At 38.1% G+C, this 20,521-nt stretch carries 16 protein-coding genes; 6 read left to right on the plus strand and 10 right to left on the minus strand.

The window, feature by feature from the left end:
* Positions 1 to 3: 3 nt before the first annotated feature.
* The 5 genes from AABK36_RS15690 to AABK36_RS15710 are packed head-to-tail and all read right to left on the minus strand — an operon-like array spanning position 4 to position 5,423.
* The gene (locus AABK36_RS15690) at positions 4 to 561 is read right to left on the minus strand and encodes a hypothetical protein (RefSeq protein ID WP_309940428.1); all 558 of its coding nucleotides are present in this window, start codon (positions 559 to 561) and stop codon (positions 4 to 6) included.
* Positions 548 to 1,039 carry an OmpH/Skp family outer membrane protein gene (locus tag AABK36_RS15695; protein ID WP_309940427.1) on the minus strand — a complete coding sequence of 164 codons (492 nt, stop codon included), beginning with the start codon at positions 1,037 to 1,039 and terminating at the stop codon, positions 548 to 550. Before AABK36_RS15695 ends, AABK36_RS15690 begins: the two co-directional genes overlap by 14 nt.
* A complete protein-coding gene (locus AABK36_RS15700) occupies positions 1,036 to 2,115 on the minus strand; it encodes a hypothetical protein (protein WP_338390285.1) in 1,080 nt (359 codons plus the stop codon). The genes AABK36_RS15695 and AABK36_RS15700 overlap by 4 nt, the downstream gene beginning before the upstream one ends.
* Positions 2,116 to 2,168: 53 nt before the next feature.
* Positions 2,169 to 4,106, minus strand: coding sequence for a hypothetical protein (locus AABK36_RS15705; protein WP_309940424.1), 1,938 nt, complete (start codon positions 4,104 to 4,106; stop codon positions 2,169 to 2,171).
* A gap of 21 nt (positions 4,107 to 4,127) precedes the next feature.
* Positions 4,128 to 5,423: a hypothetical protein gene (locus AABK36_RS15710; RefSeq protein ID WP_309940423.1), complete on the minus strand. Its 1,296-nt coding sequence runs from the start codon at positions 5,421 to 5,423 to the stop codon at positions 4,128 to 4,130.
* Between the two features lie 431 nt (positions 5,424 to 5,854).
* On the opposite strand from AABK36_RS15710, the gene AABK36_RS15715 reads away from it, so the two are divergent.
* Positions 5,855 to 7,762, plus strand: a complete 1,908-nt coding sequence (locus tag AABK36_RS15715) for a hypothetical protein (protein WP_309940422.1) — start codon at positions 5,855 to 5,857, stop codon at positions 7,760 to 7,762.
* Between the two features lie 21 nt (positions 7,763 to 7,783).
* On the opposite strand, the gene AABK36_RS15720 is transcribed toward AABK36_RS15715, so the two are convergent.
* Positions 7,784 to 9,025 carry an MFS transporter gene (locus AABK36_RS15720; RefSeq protein WP_309940420.1) on the minus strand — a complete coding sequence of 414 codons (1,242 nt, stop codon included), beginning with the start codon at positions 9,023 to 9,025 and terminating at the stop codon, positions 7,784 to 7,786.
* Between the two features lie 130 nt (positions 9,026 to 9,155).
* Between AABK36_RS15720 and AABK36_RS15725 the strand changes: the two genes are divergently transcribed.
* Together AABK36_RS15725 and AABK36_RS15730 are read left to right on the plus strand one after the other, a co-directional pair.
* On the plus strand, positions 9,156 to 9,644 hold the full coding sequence (locus AABK36_RS15725) for an SAM-dependent methyltransferase (RefSeq protein WP_309940418.1): 489 nt from the start codon (positions 9,156 to 9,158) through the stop codon (positions 9,642 to 9,644).
* Between the two features lie 50 nt (positions 9,645 to 9,694).
* Positions 9,695 to 10,237, plus strand: a complete 543-nt coding sequence (locus tag AABK36_RS15730; RefSeq protein ID WP_309940416.1) for a GNAT family N-acetyltransferase — start codon at positions 9,695 to 9,697, stop codon at positions 10,235 to 10,237.
* Between the two features lie 26 nt (positions 10,238 to 10,263).
* On the opposite strand, the gene AABK36_RS15735 is transcribed toward AABK36_RS15730, so the two are convergent.
* Together AABK36_RS15735 and AABK36_RS15740 are read right to left on the minus strand one after the other, a co-directional pair.
* Positions 10,264 to 10,833 carry a hypothetical protein gene (locus AABK36_RS15735; RefSeq protein ID WP_309940414.1) on the minus strand — a complete coding sequence of 190 codons (570 nt, stop codon included), beginning with the start codon at positions 10,831 to 10,833 and terminating at the stop codon, positions 10,264 to 10,266.
* 70 nt (positions 10,834 to 10,903) lie between these two features.
* Complete coding sequence (locus tag AABK36_RS15740; RefSeq protein WP_309940412.1) at positions 10,904 to 11,533, minus strand: hypothetical protein; 630 nt, start codon at positions 11,531 to 11,533, stop codon at positions 10,904 to 10,906.
* A 297-nt stretch (positions 11,534 to 11,830) separates the two neighbouring features.
* Here AABK36_RS15740 and AABK36_RS15745 point away from each other — a divergent pair, with 297 nt between their 5' ends.
* Positions 11,831 to 14,200, plus strand: a complete 2,370-nt coding sequence (locus AABK36_RS15745; protein ID WP_309940410.1) for an outer membrane beta-barrel protein — start codon at positions 11,831 to 11,833, stop codon at positions 14,198 to 14,200.
* 204 nt (positions 14,201 to 14,404) lie between these two features.
* Positions 14,405 to 15,427, plus strand: coding sequence for a gliding motility protein GldB-related protein (locus tag AABK36_RS15750; protein WP_309940408.1), 1,023 nt, complete (start codon positions 14,405 to 14,407; stop codon positions 15,425 to 15,427).
* 56 nt (positions 15,428 to 15,483) lie between these two features.
* Here the strand turns inward: AABK36_RS15750 and AABK36_RS15755 are convergent, their stop codons facing one another.
* Entirely contained in the window at positions 15,484 to 16,332 is an 849-nt protein-coding gene (locus AABK36_RS15755) for an NAD(P)H-binding protein (protein WP_309940406.1), read from the minus strand.
* Between the two features lie 590 nt (positions 16,333 to 16,922).
* Here AABK36_RS15755 and AABK36_RS15760 point away from each other — a divergent pair.
* Positions 16,923 to 18,080 carry a DUF3237 family protein gene (locus AABK36_RS15760; RefSeq protein WP_309940404.1) on the plus strand — a complete coding sequence of 386 codons (1,158 nt, stop codon included), beginning with the start codon at positions 16,923 to 16,925 and terminating at the stop codon, positions 18,078 to 18,080.
* Between the two features lie 55 nt (positions 18,081 to 18,135).
* Here AABK36_RS15760 and AABK36_RS15765 read toward each other — a convergent pair whose 3' ends face one another.
* Entirely contained in the window at positions 18,136 to 20,511 is a 2,376-nt protein-coding gene (locus AABK36_RS15765) for an ABC transporter permease (protein ID WP_309940403.1), read from the minus strand.
* Positions 20,512 to 20,521 lie beyond the last annotated feature (10 nt).

The following is a 20,521-nucleotide window of genomic DNA, read 5'->3' on the forward strand; positions in this document are numbered from 1 at the left end:
TGATCAACTCTTGAGCTGGCCAGCCAATTCTTTCCGGTCAAATCTGAACTTAACAGGTCCAGTGCCAAGCACTGACGAATGAAGTTCGACTACCAAATCGCTATCTAGCGAAATATTATCCTCAAATGCCAATGTGAACGTTCTGTAAGGCTTCAAATCAAAAGAGCGTTCAAAATGATAAACTCTGCAAGGATATTCCTTATTTTCCGCTTCCAGACTTAAATCGCTTTCCATTCCATAGCTGAAATAATAAACTAGCTTTTGCAAGTCCGCTCTGCTGGAAGCCATTCCTTTCAACAAGTCGACACCGTCTTTTCGAGCAATTCTCAAATTAAAGTGAGCGGTTCTTTTGGCGCTATCCAAATGATCATAACTCTCGGAAGGCAAATACCTCAACTCAAACTCGAAAGCTCCAGCCGACTTTGTTCTTACCATTCCATTATCAAAGTCTTTCTCCCAGTTGCTCAAGTCTTCTTGGCTTAACTTCCCACGATTGCATGAACATATTCCAATAAGCAACAATATGAAAAGTCCATTTCTAATCAATTCACCTATCCTCATACTTATCATTCATATAATTCAGCACCTCTTCTGTAATATCCATGTTTTCATCAGCATACATGATTGATCCATTTCCGCTAGCGCCATAGATATACTCATACCCTTTCTCTTTGCCAAAAGCTTTAATATACTCATTAATCTGAGTCCATATCTGCTGATCATATTGCTGAGAGACCATTGCCTCCTCCTCTTGCACAGCCATAAGCTTCTCTCTATATAATTGCAACGCTTCCTCTCTAGCCTTTCCTTCATGCCTTTGAGTAACCACAATCAAAGAATCCAACGTCTGCTTATTGGCACTTTGCAAAGCAGAAAATTTCTTCTCAAGCTTTTTCTTTGCCAAATAACCATCATAGAGCTTTCCGCTTATGACATAGACTTCTTTGGAATCATTTAAAAGATACCTGTCAGCAGCAAGCCAAAGAACAGCTATCAATACCAACACATTCACAACATTCATTACTCCTTTAACCATCATTTCGTGTTTTTTAATTGATTCTTATTAATATCCGGTCTATCCAGCAACTCAAAATTTATATAGGCTTCATCCTTTTTGCCTTGTTCGCATTTTACATGAGCAATTTGGACATCTTCACTTCCGCAAGCATCCCTTACCCAAAGAGATACGTAATAGCCCAGAGGCTTTTCCACTCTTATTTGAGGCACTACTGCAGTGCTATCAAGCATTGCTTCTTCGGGCTTGTACAACAAATTTTGCCCAAACGCATCAACTGTAACTTTCCAGCTGATATGGTAAGGAGCGTTTCCTCCTTTTACTTCGCCAAGGTAGTCCACTACGTTTCCAGCAGGCACATCACAATCTACCGAAACCGGATTAGCTGAAATATTGGCTTTAACTTCATTCTTGTTTTCAATCAACTTGAAATGCAAAATTCCCTTGCGCTTATACTCATCAATCGTTTCCAAACTATAGAATTTATTAAGCTTCCAATCAATATCATAATCCTCAAGATTCATCACATATTGATTTTCACCATATCTCATTCCGAGCACAAATCCAGAGATCAGCTCATGCTTATCGCTGTATAAATACGCTTGCAACATCTCAACATCTCTTTCTGAATTATGATATCTAAATGCCAATTGATTATCGTGCACATTATCATTATAATTCACGCCATTTTTAGGCAATCTTGCATAGTGAACCTTTTGCTCGACACTTTGTCCATTCTGGATTACTATATAGCTAGTAGCGCAATAAGCGCTATTCGAATGAACCTTTTTACCTGCTAAGCCAATTCCTTTTAACCTAAACTCAAACTTTTTTCCTTGGCTCAATGAGGTTACTTTTTGCTTACTTTTCCCAACACCTAATTTAACACTCTTCCAAGATCCAGACCCACTTATTCTATATTGAAGATGGCTCCATTGTATATCATCAGAACCAGTCCACTCCAGATAAGCATTTTGAATTCCCGACTCCACCATTACTTTTGTTTTCCAAAGCACAACTCCATCAATGCTGTTTGAAGGCAACGCATTGAAAGACACCGTTAATAATAACGTGATGGCTGTAACAATAAAAATTCTCATATCATATAAGCTTTTGCTTTCAACATACTTATTAAACATTGTGATTCTCAGTTTCATAATTTAAATCCAAATCTCAAAGACCACTTGGATCTTCCAAACGGAGTATCCACACTTTGAACAGGGTTGTAAAGCAATAAAACATTCGCTTTCAACCGATCCGACACACTCAGCAATCCTCCTAGTCCCAATGAATAGACCATGCCCATATCATTGGGCTTTTTTTCCGCTTGCTCCGCTGTTTTCAAATAAGAAATTCCAGGGACATACATGCTATTCTCTCCATAAGCGTACACAACATCCTCCCAAAAGAAATATCGCGCGAATACCTTCAGTGGCATTGCCATCTGAACAGAAACCGATGTATCAGCAGTAAATTCAAAACCGGTTCCCAATCCAATAGACAACTTATCGTTTACTTCATAACCAAATGCAGGAGATACATTCATAGAAAATGGTTTTTCCGAACTAATGCCAAAAGTACCGTCAAAATATAAATTCTCCGGCATCAGTCTTTTTTCCTTGTCTTTTACTATGATATCCTTATAGTCTCCATATTTCTTTTCCTTGACTTTCGCTTGATTTTCAGCTTTATTCTTCAATCGTTTTGCCTTCACTTTCGAAATCTGCTGCACTTCTTTTCTAATGACATTCTCATCAAGCTTGCCCAAACTCTCCGCTTTCTGATAATACGCCAAACCTTTATCGTATATCATATAGACCGACATAATACTGTCGGACAAATGTTGATTGATACTGTCGCGTTTAGCTGCGTACTGTTCATAGGTCAAGCTATCTGTCAAAATTTTCACCTCCGGCTTATCAAATGTCAATTCCTCAGCGCCAGCATTTGAATTGTCAACAGCTTTCAAATTCTTTAAGGCCAAAGAATCCATTAGCAAACTATCCTGAGTCATTTTCGAATTCAAGGATTTTCTCAAATCACCACTTTCTTCATTCATCTCAGGGAAATACACTTTCTTATTTTGAGAACCTTTCAACTTTTTTTTGACATCCTCAACTTTTCGAGTGTACTTTTTTTTCAAATCCACCCCTTGAATATTCGAGACCAAACCAGCCTTGTATGCCTTCAGTTTCCTTTCATAAGCCAGCTTGTGTTTTTCATAAGCTTTAATCTCCAAGGTATCAATGACGTCAGAATCGTCAAGCTCATCATATGTTGAATCAACTACATTAGATGAATCTCTTTCCAGTTCAACGTTTTCTGCCAAACGCAAACTATCACCATTGTTTTGATCCAAATGAAAAGGCATTAAAAACTCATTGTGATTCCTTTCTTGCGCATAGCGTTTTGAGTATTCATCGTATTGATCCAAAGACAGATTATTTCCTTCTTCCTTAAGCGCCTCTTTCATTTTATACGCCGAAAGGTTCTCCAAGTCCTGTTGATCATAACTCTTGAGTTCACCTAGTTTTTCTATATAAGCCAAGGAGTCAAGACCTTTTATCCGCTTAAAGCCTTCATTTTCAGCGATGCTTTTCAAAGATGACGCATCCATATTCTTAAGGCTTTCAGCTTGACCAAGATAGCCGGTGCTATCCACTTGCTTCAGTTCCTGTCTCGCTATTTCACGAATAGCTTCTTCATCCAAACCATTCATTACTTCCAAATCAGGAAGCAACTCTTCATCCAGTCCTTCATCCCTCAGCTTCTCCATATACGCAGGATCAAAATAATCCATATTTTGCTTGCGCATAGCCTCCATCGAGTGCTCTTGATTTTGATCTGCCCAATTTCTGAACGACTTTTTCTCAGCCAAGTCTTTCAACTGTCTCTCAGCGCTTCCTTTCAAGGCTTCCTTGTTTTGTTCATCCACAAAAGCGCCTGTTCGAGCCTCGGACAACTGATCATAAAGCAATCGATCTTTAGATTCCATATGCTGATAGAGGCTATCAAGCCTCATTTGCTCCGAACGTCGATTTTGCTTTCGAGCCTTACAGGACCAAGTTACCATCAGCATCCCAATAAACATGTAAAGGACTGTTTTTCTCACTTATTTCAATCTACTTTCCAATTGCTTGATTCTATCCTCCTGCTCTAACAAGTACAAAGTCAACTCTTCTATCTTTTGCAACAGCTTAGCATTCACTTCCGCTAAATCCACGCCTTCTTCCCCGACCTGCTCAGCGCTTGGCATATCCGGAAGTCTTTTATTCTCTTCAATATAGCTTTTCACTTCAGCAAGACTTCTAAGCTTATATTCTTTTTCAAAAACAAAATCCGCCCAAGGAGCTTGCATCACCCTAACTGCTGTAGACTTGATACCGCCATTAACAAACAACTTGTAATCCCCAGCCATCTGGGCATCGCTATGCATTTCCTCGCCAATGCCGATTTTCCCGTTTTTAAGTACTGTAAATGCGTTTTCTCTTGCATTTGCAGAGCTCCCTATTCCGATCTCAAATATAGTATTACTATCAACCCAATTATATTTATCAGCACTAGTACTCCCTACATTATACCTACCAAACACAGCTGCCGAATAACTATTGGACTGAGTTTCATAACCTTGCGCCATACTTATATGCGCATTTGACAAAGCTCTCCAACCTGACGACAATGCTGCGTAGCCTGCTCTAGTATAATAACCTGTTGCAAAACTATATGACGAATTTGTAACAGACCCATAACCTGCAGCCAGACTACTATACCCATTTGCAGATGAATAAGCGCCAATCGCAAAACTATAAGTTCCCTTTGACTTTGATCTATACCCTCCTGCGAAACTATGATCACCATCCGCCACAGTCTCTTTCCCTATAGTAAATGAATAATCGCCATTTGACGTAACGTCTTCTCCAAACTCATAATAAGCTACTTTTTCATAGCTAAAAGAAATTGTACTAACATTAGTAGAATAAAATCTAATGTGAATTTGATAACTTCCCTCCTCAGACATAACGACTTCCGGTATCTGCGCTTGACTATAATATGTCCTTACTATAGCACCCTGTGGGCCCGAGCCAGGCTTTGTCTCAATATAAATACTCGCTCCTGGAGGAGGTATCTCATTAAAGCCAACTTGAATATTGCTTAACCTTATTTTTTCATAAGTATCCATGAGCGGTCTTAAATATATCGAAACCCATCTAGGCGACCCTGAAGATGTCCAACTAAAATCACCTGTGGCAGTCGTCATTGTAATCACTTGATCGTCACTTGGACCTGGCTGACCATCAGGTCCTGCAGCCATTTTTGAATTAACATCCTGAGCAAATGCCTCCAGATTGCAAACAGCAATCATTAGTATCAAACATCCGCAAAGCAATTTGTAAAAATTCGTTTTCATGTTGTATTTCCTCGTTTATCCTACACCTGTACTATTTGAACAGGAAGATTATTATCTTTTAAAATAAGAGAATGAATAAAATCATATTCAAGACAAATATACAAACAATAAAATATGAAAAACAATATTTCAAATATATAAATTATAAATTTTAACATTAAAATAATCAGACCACCTATCAAACATACTAAATAACACTACACAACATCCCAAATTAACCCTTGATGATAAAATATTACCAAAAGATGATTAGGTTGAAATTTTCAGACAATCCATTCGCGCTGTTTTTTCAAAACAAAAACATGACAACCTATCCACTTAAAAAAATAGAACTTGCAACAAAAACTTACATGCCAATAACATGTTTCTAATTCAATCACCTGAATTCAAACCCACAAACATATCCTTTCCATTGAAGTTATGAGACTACCATGGCTCATGCATATATTTCTTCAATAGCTAAGAAAAAAAGTACCTCTAACGATCACCGATCTTCATCGAAGCCATGCATACAATGCTACAGAGAAATCAAAGGAAGCTCAATCGCTCCCGCCTCTGACAAGTTGATATTCGAAGATACTTTCTATGCTGATCCAAAACCACTGAGCCCCAAAAAGCAACGGAGGCGAGAGATGAGGTTCAGCCCTGCAAAGCAGTATGTGGAAAAACTGTTCGACTTGGAAAGCCGGCAAGAAGTCGTCAAAGTGCATGATGACATTTTCCCGGACTTGCCCGATATGCTCCTTTCCGATCAAGGGAATCTGGCATTGGAAGCCGCTGAATTCCCTCAGAGTTTTTACGCCAGCGATAAGCTCATCGAAGTTTCGAACAGCGATCTCAAAAGCAAAGGAGCCAAAGTCAAGCTTCAGGCTTTGCCGGAATCGCGATTATCTATGGATTCAGTTCCTCATAGCCTAGTAGCAGTGATTCCTGAATTGCTTCATGATGGAGACAGGCATGCTTTCGATGTTTCCGGATGCATAGAGTTTTCACTTAAGCTTGCCAACTTGAAAGCTGAAGAAGCTTTTGTCTATGTACTGAAAAGCGTCGCGTCCGGTGAAGATTTGGAAGTACCTTACAACAGAGACTCTGATGTTTTCGTCAAAGAATGTTATCAAGGATTGAGGTGCTATCATGAGACAGGCCAAGAGGATGATTTTCTGGAAGGTCGAAAAAGGCCTGTACGAACTCCTGAAGAACTCAAAAAAGGCATCACTTCCATAGAAAAGACTACCTTCTCACAGCATTGCAAAGCTTTTGGCCTTAACGAGCACCTTAAGCCTCAAACTGCAGATATATTAAGATGCGAATCTATCGATTGGGAAGAGCCGTTCATTCGGCCTGATGAAGAACACAAAGGATGGGGCTACTTAAGAAAGCTCGACCAAGAAGCTACTGAAGCCCAAAAAAAAGGCGATGATTACGTCGACAGGTATAGGAAAGAGCTAAAATGGACCAAACACGGAAGTTTCGTAATCGCTGTTGACGGTGGGGACTACCTTTGCTTGGAAAACTATAATTGGCGTCCTCCTGTATTGCTGAATCTTTGGGACGCATTCGATACTCTGCTATTGCGTTGCAAAACATTTCGCAATCATTTGATGGAATGCTTCAGTGAAATGAATGACGCCTTTTTTCATCAAAGCTTGGAAGATTTATTCCATTATATGTCAAAGTGGGTAAAAGACATCGACCAGTACGAACACCTTCAAGGCGACGCGCGCATAGAACTTCAGCAAATGTATGAGCGATATCTGGAAATGGCCAATACGCCAAGCTCCAAGCAATATTTTCTTCGAATGTACGGCGCGCAGCAGGATCAGTCATTTCATGAAGTAGTGAGTCCTCAAGTAGCCAAGGGCAATTTGAGCTTTATCAAAAGAAAAGACGAAACGCGCCATATAGAATATTTGAAAAAAAGAGCTAAGGAACTGTTTCAAGAGTTTCATGACATGGCATGCGATGTAAGCTTTTCTGAAGCGAGCATGCAAAGCTACTTCCAAGATCAAAACATAAAAGCGGCAAAACGATTCGTCCAATCACTCAGTGTTCTGGACAGCTCGTCAAGCAAATCAGATATTGAAAGAACCGTCGACTCCTTTTCGCAACAATTGCATTCACACTTCAATGATCTATTGGCCTCGCTATACCGAATGGTATTGGATGAATTCGCTTTGTCAACATCCGGCATTGACCAAATGAGTTGCAGCGATATTATGTTGGATTATTACACATTGCTCAATCGATTCAAAGAAGATGGGCTTGAAGATGATTTTCAATACTTGCGCAACATAGGCAGAGGCTTCCGTGAAATTAGCGACAGGGATGCGAATATCTAGATAATTATGGACTTCCAATCATTATGCATTCACCTTTTGCGTCAATGAGTCAATACATGGCTTAGCCACAACCAACAGAACAACAGACACAAAAATTAACAGATTCAATCCTGAATAAGCTAATTCATTGCTTGAAAAGATATAGCTAAAAAAGATTGGAGACAAAGCCGTAGCCACGATCATAACACTGGATACAAAACTATTGATGGAAGCCAAATACCTAACATCATATAATTCAGCCCAAAGCACACTACTCAACAAGTTGCCAACGCTAAGCGTAATTCCATTGGCGCACATGAAGACTATCAAAGCAAACCGATTGTCCATCCACTGCAAAGCAACCAAGCCGATGATTACAGGAATCAAAAGCACATAAGCCAAGTTGCCGGCACTGTATTTATCTATCATTGGCCCGGCGAAGAAAGTAAATAAAACCCTGAACACTCCAAAGCTCACCAAGGAAACGGCAAACCAAGCTTCTTCCCAGCCTCTAAGGCCCATCAACATATTTTGATGAATGAAAACACCTGTTGTCAAGAAAGGAGAAAAAATCACAATAAATACCAAAACAACGAAGCGAATGTCTCTCGCCAAGTTTGCTATTGACATTTTTCTCTTGCTGTTTTGATTGGCTTGCAATGGATTTCTGAATTCTTTTGCGTCTTTTAGGGTAAAAAGCGTTGCAGGAATAAATGTAAACACAACTATAGTTGCGAATATGATCCATGTCTGGCTCCAACCCAAAGAGGTAATCATCATAAAGATCAATAATGGAGTAGTCATCTCCGCTATGGAAGTAAATGAGTAAGAAAGCGAAAGCGCCTTTCCTCTATTCAAGTCAAAATATCTTCCAATGGACACTGCACCTATCAATGGCATCAAACCGTATCCTATGACTCGTAATCCCGTCAAAATCAACAGCAGAATCCAGACATTATTGAACACCGATACAGCGACGCAAAGCATGGCCAATATCAGCCCATTGGCAACGCTCATTTTCCTCAAATCAATGCGATCCGCCAATGGCCCGAGAAAAATAAGTCCCATCGCTCCTAAAAGCGTTGCCGCTGAATAAATATATGAAAAGACTGAATTATCAATGCTATAATGCTCTATCAGATATGGAATGAACAAGCTAATCAAAAAAGTCTTGCCCAATGAAGAATAAAAATAATTCAAAGCACCGAACCCAATATAATTCGGGTATTTAACCGCTAATCTCCAATAACTCAAATTCATACCTTCACTTTTATTCTCAAGCATAAGTTAAGCATTATTCATGTTAAAGCCTTCAAGCTCTTCTTTCGTTTTGATAAATTTATATTCATAAAGTCTTGGCTAAAAATAAGAATGAAATTTGCGGCTCCATTAATTCCAATGTTAAACTAAGACGATGAACGATTACTTATTCTTGCATACCAATGATCCGTATGCATTGACTCCAATGGATATTGTCAAAGCCAAACTTGACATGCTAGAACTTAAAGATGGAGAGACCTTGATTGATCTTGGCGCCGGAGATGGCAGAAGCTTGATCCTTGCCTGTCAACTTGCCGATATCAAAGGCGTAGGCTATGAAATTTCGAAAGAAGCTCAATATATCGCCAATCAAAATATCAAAGAAGCCGGACTTGACCATAAAATCAAAATCATCCACGAAAACATGCTTCAGGCAGATGTGTCGCAAGCCGATGCGGTCTTCCTCTACCTGACAAGAACAATGCTGGGAGCTTTGTCTTTGAAACTGGAAAATGAACTTAAGCCGGGAGCCAAAATAGTAACGCATCAATTCGATTTGCCTGCTTGGACAGCCGTCAAGGAAATAGAATTTCAATACTCCAACTGCATGTCCGAGCCAATATACCTGTATCGCAAAGGATAGGTTCCGTTGGGCAATATTTACCTAGATTTGATGATAAATTCAAAATTAATATGGATATTGCCTTGCAAACCATGATAAATGAAAAGGCTGTGGAGAGAGAACAAATTCGAATAATACTTGCCAAATCGTCTAATGATTTGATCATCATCGAAAAACTTGCCCATGAGATTTGGCATGAACACTATACGCCAATCATCGGCAAAAATCAAGTCGAATACATGATCGAAAAGTTTCAGTCAACCCAAAATATGAGCGATCAAATCGATGAAGGCTATGAATATTATCTTGTCACAAACAACGATGAACCCTGCGGATATTTAAGTATTCAAGTTCGCGAAAACAGCTTATTTCTAAGCAAGCTCTATTTGCTAAAAAGCTATAGAGGCTCGGGAATCGGCAAGGTCATGTTAGGAAAAGTAATCAACAGAGCAACAGAAAGCGATCAAAAATGCATTGAGTTGACAGTTAACAAATACAACTCAGACACCATCAAGGCTTATAAAAAAATGGACTTCAAGATCGTTAAGGAAGCCGTTTTTGATATTGGAGGAGGCTATGTCATGGACGATTATGTGATGACTAAAGAATTATAAACTCGCAATTTATGCAACCCGCTCTTTCAACTAATCAAACGATTCATTTGATCCAACACCTTTTTGTAAACCTGCAAGGGTGTCAAAGTTCTCCATTCCGGCAAATCCAGAAATTCTCCGTAAAATAAATATTGACTCAAACCCATTCGCTCCCATTCCTGAAGAATGAAATCCCTGAAATTCAAAGCGACAATCCAGCCATCTCCCTCCAACTCGCTATCCCATTCTTCATAATATGAATCGTCCGATCCATGAAAATTAAACACATTTTCGCCAATCAATATAAAATGGTTGATCTCTTGCTCCAAAAAAAAGTCTATCACTTCATTTTTTAAAACGCTTATATCATTATACACGGCGTCATTCCATTCTCCGATCAGCTCAATGATCACAAAACCATTCATATAGTCCGCAAATAGCACTTTAAGATAAAGCGTCTCCGAACCGAACGAATCCCAACCCGGAGCGATATAATGGTCATAAAGAGCATACTGAAATACATCGTAATTCACTTCTTTGCCATAAAAAGGCGAATTAGGGTCCTTCGAGCTGTTGTATAAATTCATCCAATTTCCAAAATGCTCTATCGTATGCATTGTATTCGTATTTTGCTAGTAAACTAATAAAAGAGAATGGTGATTCATTAAATAAATAAAAAATTGCTAGCTATTCATACTTCTTCAAAAATAAACTTAACGAATCTTCATGTATTCCATTCCAAGGAAATGCTTTTTTGGGGATATGATCAATAGGAATATCCAATACCAATTCAGAAACTTCCGGCTCTTCTTTACTATACTTCACCAATACCCTTGGAGGCATTCCTGCAGATTCCTGATTCTTTATTTTTTCCTTTTTATTATAACCTCGATAATGATAATCGAACTCTTTTGTAATCCCTCCAAAAACCCAGAATTTAGGAAAAAGCGATTCTTGTCTTAAAGTCGTAATTGTGGCATAAGTATACCTATTCTCACCGGTAAACATTGTGAATTTTCTGTAAAAAAAAGTCACACTTAAAAATACAAAGATGAGCAAGTATACTATTTTTTTGAACCGTTTAAAGGGATCACTGAAATCATCGTCTAAATCAGAGCTATCTACTCGCTCAATAATTTCTGTTCGTTCTTTGCCTTCCTTCAAAGCCTGAATATCCGGTTCAAACTCTGAGCAAACCCCTGCTCGAATTGTTGGAAAATCCACTAATCCGCAAAACTTTCCTATTTTAGGATCAAACTTGCTGTTGACGCAATACCTGCATTTGTCTATTTTTAATCTTGCCTTCCCATTATCCATGCATAAAAATACTCCATGTTTTTAATTCAAAAAATCATAAAACATAAAAACATTTAATCCGCATAAGCTCAAATAAACAATGCCTACATTTTGCTGACATATAAAACATATGCTGATAATATTAAAGCAACCTTTTCCTGTCAATGTAGCAATACAAAACACAACTGTCCGAATATCGGACAAGTGACATTCCTATCTAAAATCATAAGTCACTAAATACCAATCTCTTAAAATTATGGCACATCCAGTGTAATGATTTGATCAGAATACGATGATGAAATTAAAACACTAAACCATATGAAACTTTGTACTAAACCCGCTCTTTTAACCTTGCTATTGTTTGTAGCCATTACCCTTTCTTCTTGGGCTCAAACAAGAATTATCACAGGCATTGTGAAAGACGAAGCTTCGGAATCATTGCCATTTGTCAATGTCATAGTCATCAACGCCAACGATGAGTCTATTGTCGCGGGAACAACAACAGACTTGGAAGGAAAATTCACGCTAGAAAATATAGTATTCAACGACAAGCATGCGATTCAATTCAAAAGCATCGGCTATGAGGTGCATGCCATAAGCCTCGAAAACTTACCCGATCAACCGCTAAATGTTGTGTTGAAAGAAAATTCGCAACAGCTCGAAGAGGTCGTAGTAAAAGGCCAAAGACAAATCGTTTCTCAAGAACTAGGCACTTTAAAATTCGATGTAGCAAAGAATAAAGAAATATTCGCGGTCAACTCCACATGGGAAATGCTGGATAAAATACCCGGCGTAAAAACCGGCGAAGACGGCATCAAAGTGAATGGCAAATCAAGCATTCAATTTATCATTGACGGCAGAATACAAAGAGTTTCATCCGATCAAGTTGAGGAAATACTAAAGTCCCTTAACGTAGACGAAGTGGAAGACATCAAAGTGCATACAGCTCCTTCAGCAGAATACGAATCGAATGTAGACGTAGTCATAGAAATCAAAACCAACCGCAAACTTGAAAATGGAATCACTGGCACCGAGACATTGAATCTCTATTATGGGGAATATCCAAAATTCAACAACAGCATTTATCTAGATGCCAAATATGGAAACGTTTACGTCAAATCAATGATTGGATTGTCTCGTTGGAGATCCGTGCAAGTAGACGAATCTTGGAGATACGCCAATGATGAATTGAAAGCCCATAAAAAAATGGATTGGCATCACTTTCCTCTAAACTTTTTTCCAAGCATAGACATGGGCTGGGATATCAGCGGCAACGACTTTGCAGGCTTGGCTTATCAAAACTTCACAGGAAAAAGAAGAGAAGAAACGAATATCAATGACACATTTTACGAAAACAACGAGCAAATAAACATATTTCAATCGGAAGGAGAACGCAACAAAACCCGTCAGAGACATATCATTAACGCGAACTACAAAAGGCTATTTCCAAAGATCGAAGGACAGTTAAGCCTGGGAGCAGACTGGATCATCAGCGACAATACCGATAAGCAAGATTTGCTAACGAAATCATCCGAAAACACAGAAAGCTTGGAAAGCCATGTCGAAAACGCTATTCGCATCGGAACTTATTATGCTGATTATAAAATGCCGGGAGGAAATGCTTTTGATGAAATAAAATTCGGGTCAAAGCTTACTTCTCAAACATCCAATGCCATTGCCCAATACACCTTTTACACTGATGAAACAAACTTTGAAGAAAGTCGATTTGATTATCAAGAAAGTATTTGGGCCGTTTATTTTAACTTATCAAAACAGTGGGAAAAAGTAGGCTACAGCATTGGTCTAAGAACAGAAAGATTTGAACGAAGCGCGAATGTGGAATCTGTTGACAGCCTGACTTGGCAATTCATTCCAAATGTTTCCTTATCCTACAACCCATCGGAAGATCACAATTTCAACTTCTCCATCAACAGAAAAGTCTATCGACCTCAATACCAATTTTTGAATCCTGCAAGGTTTTATTTAGGCCCGAGAAACTATTCGGAAGGAAATCCATTCCTATTGCCCATGTTCAGAACCAACACTCAATTGAGCTATATATTCAAGGGCGCTTATTCTATTACCGCTTATCATACTATTGACAAAAACCGTCAAACACAATTGCCAAGAGTGGATGAAGAAGGGTTTACAAGTTATTACAGAATAAACCTAAACGAATTCATATATACAGGATTAACAATTGACGTGCCTGTGAACATTATCTCAGACTTTTGGCGAATGAATCTAACTTATGACATCTACCATCTAAGCGGAGACAACTATTATAAAGGCGAGTTAATCAAAAACGATAATACGCAATGGGACGCGAATATCAACAACAGCTTCACACTTCCAAAAGATTTGAATATTGAAATGAATTTTGCCACCTCATCCCCATTCAAAGGCTATCAATCTGAAGGACTGGGATATAGTTATAACTTGAGCTTTTCGATAAGAAAAAAACTAATGGATGGAAAGGCCAATATAGTTTTCAGAGTAAACGATCTATTAGACACAAACATTACGATGTGGAACACTAATCTTAACGAAAATGAATACATACAATACAACAACAGATACGAGTCCAGAAGAATGCAATTAAGCTTCACCTATCGATTTGGCAACAATAAACTGAAAGTGAAGAACAAGATGAATAAAGGAAACATTGAAGAAAAAAACAGACTATAAATATTATTCATAAACACATGCACAACCCAATTCTAACCAAAGCATATCCAAGGAAAGGCTATTCAAGCCTGCCTTGGATTCTTGCGCCTCACCAACTAACTTAACACTTTAGCATGTTAATTAAATCGAGGTATTCATTGTCATTATATCATCATTTAGATAAATGAAGTCTCTTGTTATTATTTTTTTATAATTAAATAAGCCATGAAACCATTAGCATATCTATTAGCCTCTTTCCTCTTAATAATCACGACTTATGCTTGCCAAAAGAAAGACAACGCAAACAAGTCCTTAAGCTTCATCGAAAAAATAGAACAAGTGGAAGACAGTGTACAAGTCGGTAAAATCACTATCAGAAACCTCTTCAAAAGCCAAATATTAGCGCATAAAGAAAATCGTTTTGACAGCATAATGATCGTGAAAAAAGTATATGAGCCTCATCAAAGCTTATGGGATAATTGCTACGGGATGATCTTCGGTGAAGAAAATGCCTCCAAGTTCAACACTAAACTTGGCATGGTCAAATGGAATAAAAACTTGTACCCTAAGAATAAAGCATTCTTCAACCAAAGAGCTCAAGAACTTATCGAAATAAATATCGACTCCGTATTGGAATCCAATCTTCACAAATTCAACCAAATGGTTCCTTACGAAGTTGAAGCGAAGATCAGCATAATCTTCACGCCGATCACAGGCATCATATTCGGAGGTTGCGACAATGATCAATTTTGCATCGAGCTTAATTACAAGGATATGGAAATTAAACATCTTATTGAGCAAGGAATACCGCATGAACTAAATCATCTGGCATATGAACCTCTAAGAGAAAACGATCCACACAAAAATACCGCTCTCCGACAAACCATTGACGAAGGATTCGCTTGCTATTTTACTTGGCAATTCTTTGACAAGCAAATTCCAAAGTACACAACTTTGGAAAATATTAGCTCGGAAGACTGGAATTGGTTTCTCAAAAATGAAAAGGAAATATTCATGCAAACGAAAGCTTACTTCTATGATGAAAGTGGCGACAACCCATTGTTAAACAATAATAAACATCAACTATTCAAAGACGCCCCTTCCTCGTTGAATTATTGGATGGGATTCAGAATAGTGGAAAAATATGTTGAAAAATACGGTATATCAAGCTGGAAGGATATTTACAAACTTGATGTCCTAGAGGTATTGAATAAAAGTGAATATGAAGCATACATCAATCAACTTTAATACATATATACATCCTTCACAATCAATCATAACGTTTTAACACATAAATTAAAACGTTATGATCTTCTAATTGACTTGATCATATCCACCAAATACATGTGCGGTCTGCCTGTCGCTTTTTCAAAATCAGACTCCACATCAAAATATCCTTTGCTGATACTATCGTATATCCCAACGACGACAGTCCCCAAAAACTCCCCCAATGCTTTAACACGTTCCTCAGTATAAGTTTCCGATGAGACATAACGATATTTTAAATTGGCTCCATATTCTTGATTAATAGCATTCGCAAGTTCTGTTTGACTAACCGCTTTGCCAGCAAGGTTGAAAGTCTGATGGTTCAGATCTTCTTTGATAAGCATTTGGGCATAAGCGCAAGCCAATTCTCCACGGGTCGTATAAACGCATTTGCCATCATTTGCGCAATTTCTAATTTCTCCGTCTTGAATATAGTGGTCCAAATATTCAATGTCCGGCTCCAAATAAATTCCATTTCGGCCTATCGCCCATTGAAGACCAGAGCCTTGAATATCCTTTTCCGTCCTGCGATTGCTCTTAACAATATCGCTAAATGCCGTTTCGAATTCATTTCCGATGATGCTCGTATAGACTATTTTTCGGACTCCATTCGACTTAGCCGCTTCAATGACATTCAAGTGCTGTTGCAGCCTCTTCTGTGGTTCATCCATGCCCGATACCAAAAGCACTGCCTCAACATTTTTTAAAGCAACTTCAAAGTCAGAACGCTGATTGTAATCGCCTTTTCGAACTTCTATGCCCAAATGTTGAACTTTTTCGGGAGTTCTCGCGATTCCAATGACACGCTCATTGCCAATATCCTTGATCAATTGCTTAATTACCGATGCACCCAACTGCCCGCTGGCTGCTGTTACCGCTATTTTCATTGCATTTTCTTTTTATTTCATCTAAGTCTCTCCAATTCTTTCTCCAACTTTTCAGCTTTCTCTTTATATTTCAACATTGCCTGTTTAAGCTGAGAGATTTTATTAAAAGCTTCCTCATCTTGGACAGCTTTATATTCAACTTCTCCATTAGGCGTTTTCTTTATTCTCGCCTTGCTACCTCACTTAGGGCATATTCCCACATCACTCATAATTACACAGTTAGCTTTTCCACTAGTATTTATCACCATTAGTTTTTTATGATTTCCTATATCGTCCACCTTTGCATTGCCTCCAGAGGAAAATAATATGGCAATAAAAAACAGATCGTGATAACCTTCATAATTTCACATTCTTATAATATAATTTTTTATGGAATAAAAAGTTCACACTTCCTAAACTCCGACGAAAAGCTCCTCTATCAGATCAAACAAAACATATCCTTAAAATATATACGATCCTCCTTAAAATATATACAATCTTAAATTAGTCTCTTCATAAATTTGATTATATCAAAAAATTCTAATTATGATATGCTTTTTAAAGCATCGACCATTTAGCACAAAAGGCAATTAACCATCAAATAATAAATTATGAAAATAAGCATTTTAAGATTCAGCTTTTTATTCGCGCTAATCATCGGTATAGCATCATGCGATGATGACAATGATAATCAAATGACTCCTCAAAACCCTGTGGAAAAGGAAACGCCGAATGAGACGGATGACAGCGACGACTCGAATGAAGAAAGCTCGATTTTTGACAATTTGGATGAAAACCCTGACGCTAGGTTATTATATGAAACAGTGGCAACCGCTACCCCTATAGAGCTTTACAATGCTCCTGAAACGGGACCATTGCCGGGAGCTAGAATAGACTTTACTTTTTTCGGAGATATTGAGGGCGAGCTTAACGGGTCATTTATAGGCTATGATTACGCTACCTTGCCTTCATCTCCGGAAGAGTATACGGATATCGATGTATTTGGCACCATCACTACAGATGACAATGCAAGCATCGCTTTTAGATACAAAGGAGAAGGAGTGCCTGTGAACGAGACAAGCTCAGACCTTATCGAAACAGGTTATTTGTCTTCCAACCACCCAAATTACGCATACCTAAACGACTTATTCATTATACCCGTTGGAAACATTGATTTGTCAACTAACAGCATTTCTGTAAAATACTACGCTTTTGAAAATGATCCATTCAATGGAGAGAACCCTTACCCAGAAGAAGAAACCGCTGACTTCAACAATTTTCCATTCACTTGGGACAACATTCAAGAAAACGAGAATGCCACGCTAGTATACGAAGCGACTATCGCAACTACAAATATGGATGGTTTTGGCATTAGCCAAGAAGATTTATTCAATGGCACAGCCCCTATCCCTGCTGAAGGCGCTAGAGTTGACTTTGAGTTTGAAGGAACTACCGAAGGGGAAATCAATGGCGATATCTCAGGTATCGACTATGCCACAGTTCTTCCTGACGGTAGCTTGGAATTAAATGTTCGAGGCAAAATTCAAACACCTGAGGGAGCTGTGATTTCTCTTAAAGTTGTTGGGGTATCCAGACCTGGAGAAACTCAAGGAATTTCCCACTTGTTTGAAACAGCTGAACTACGCACAAGTCACGAAAGCTACAGCTATTTGAATGACAAAACGATCATTGGTGTCGGCACAAGTGACATCACGACAAATACTTTGACTGTAAGATTATATCGATTTGATGAAAATCCGTTGAACTAAATTAGCTTGATTTTGGCTAAACTACAGGCTCTTATTATTTTGAGTCTGTAGTTTTTTATTCTCCCTTTAGCACATTCGAAGGGCTTAAATTCACTGTTTTGAAAATATGGTAAGCCGTAGTGCCTACAGCAACAAGCACTGATATAATCAAAGCCAATAAAAAAGGCATTGGCGACATGTCCACGCGAACGGAAAATTGTCCCAACCAGTTATTCATCGCAAGACACATCACACTTGAAGCGATAATAAAAGCGACAAATATCAACAAAATAAAATTCTTGATCAGTCTCAAGGATAAAACAAAAGCCGATTCTCCAAATATCTTTCTCAAAGCCACTTCCTTCGCTTTTGAGCTTATCATTAAAGAACTTAGTGTCAGTAATCCTAAAGATGCTATAAATGTGGCAATGCATCCAAGTATAATGAATAAATCTGAAAACAACTGATCAGATTCGTAGTGACCATTGATTAAACTTCTATTTGATACAAGCTTGATGCTTTCTCCCTGATCCAAGCGATTCATAATGCCTGATGAAACCGTTCTTGCTTGCTCTACATTATTTGGATCTATTCTTACCGCAAGCACGTCGTGATTTTCATCATTTGGATGCAGGTAAAAACCCCATGGACTAATATCGTGATGAAGACTCAAGAAATTAAAATCCTTGATCACGCCTATGATCTTAATGCCATTGCTATCCTTCTCAAATCTCCAATTTCCGAATTTACACTCGTTGAATTTTCCTTCGCTCATATATTTTTTGACAAAATGCTTATTGGCGACAAAAACATATTGACCTTTATCTAGCTTAGGATCATAATTTCTTCCTTCGATAATCTCAATACCCGCCGTTTCCAAAAAATCGGGACTGGCAAAGGTCCCTTTAAACTCGACATTGACAACACTATCCAATGCGTTATACATAATTCTATCTTGTTCAAAATCTTGCCTGGTAATCGATGAAGTAATAGTTGATACAGACTCAAAAACCGGATGCTTCTTCAGTTCAGCTTTCAATGCCTTAATCTGCTTTTGCCCTTTCAGAGATTCAAACAATATGTAATGCAACTTGTCTTGATCATATCCCAGTGAATAGCCATTTATATACTTCATTTGTTGATAAGCTATGCCCATCCCGATTATCATAGATATTGAAACAACAAATTGAATGCACATCATCACATTGATAAAAGACACTTTGCCACTTACTTCCAAAGTATTTCCTTTGAGAATGCGATAAGGCGGAATTTCAGAAAGATAAATGGAAGGATACAATCCAGCTATCGCACCCAATAATATCGTGCATGCAAAGATACTCATCAATGTCCCAACTGTAAGCTCTTCATACAAAGCAATATCTTGATTCAATAGTGCCACGAGAACATCAAAACTTAATTCAACAATTACTAAACTAAAAAATAATGAGATCAGACATATGAAAATGGATTCAATCAAAAATTGAATCATAACTTGTCGAGTGCTAGCTCCTGAGGATTTTCTTACGGCCACTTCTTTCGCTCTGGTTTGAGCTTGCGTGACATTGAGATTGATATAATTAATAACGGAAATAATAAGGATAAATATTCCGACAATTGTAAAAATAATCACATAGTTTTTATTCCCGGATTTACCAAATACAGATGAATAAACAGGATTAAAGTGTATTTCATCCAACAATTGAAAGTCAATACCTAATTCATGAATATCATCGGCATCCTCACCAGATGGACTGTAAAACTTCATTAAAGATTGTCTAATATTATGTCTAAGCTCCTCTGAGCCTACGCCAGGGTTAATCAAAGTAAATGCTCTGAAATTATAATTGAAAATCTCTTGATCCCAATCTGCAGGATCGTTATATATCAATGCCTCAAATTGCAAGGTCGAATTCGAAGGCACCGATACCACTCCTTTAATCGTATAAAATTCATTATTGTGAATGACTTTTTTACCAATAGGGCTGATATTGCCAAAAATTTCCTCGCTGGTCTTTTCACTAAGAATGATGCTCCGTTTATGATTAAAAAACTCATCTTCATTGCCATGAATCACAGGGAAGTTCAAACACTTTGTAAACAAAGAGTCAACAAGCCAAATGTTTGTTGAATAACTTTTTTGATTATATCTGATGTTCTTGCCCGCTTTCGTTTTTATCAAAGTAATGGCTTCGGTTCCCTTTATCGGAAATTCATGGAAAACCTTATATGGCCAAAAAGGGGATACTTCATTGCTTTCATCATTAACATAGCCAAAAGTATAGACGCGTTCTTTCTGTGGATGAAATTGATCGAAACTCTTTTCATGCTTCACCCAAATAAAAACATACAAAGCGCAACTAATTCCCATGGTCAAGCCAATAGCGCTGATAATGGAATTTTTCTTTAATGCCAATAGCCTTTGAATAGCTAAACGCAAGTAGTAAAACAACATACGAATATAA

It is taken from the genome of Aureibacter tunicatorum (assembly GCF_036492635.1).
GTDB classification, from domain to species: domain Bacteria; phylum Bacteroidota; class Bacteroidia; order Cytophagales; family Cyclobacteriaceae; genus Aureibacter; species Aureibacter tunicatorum.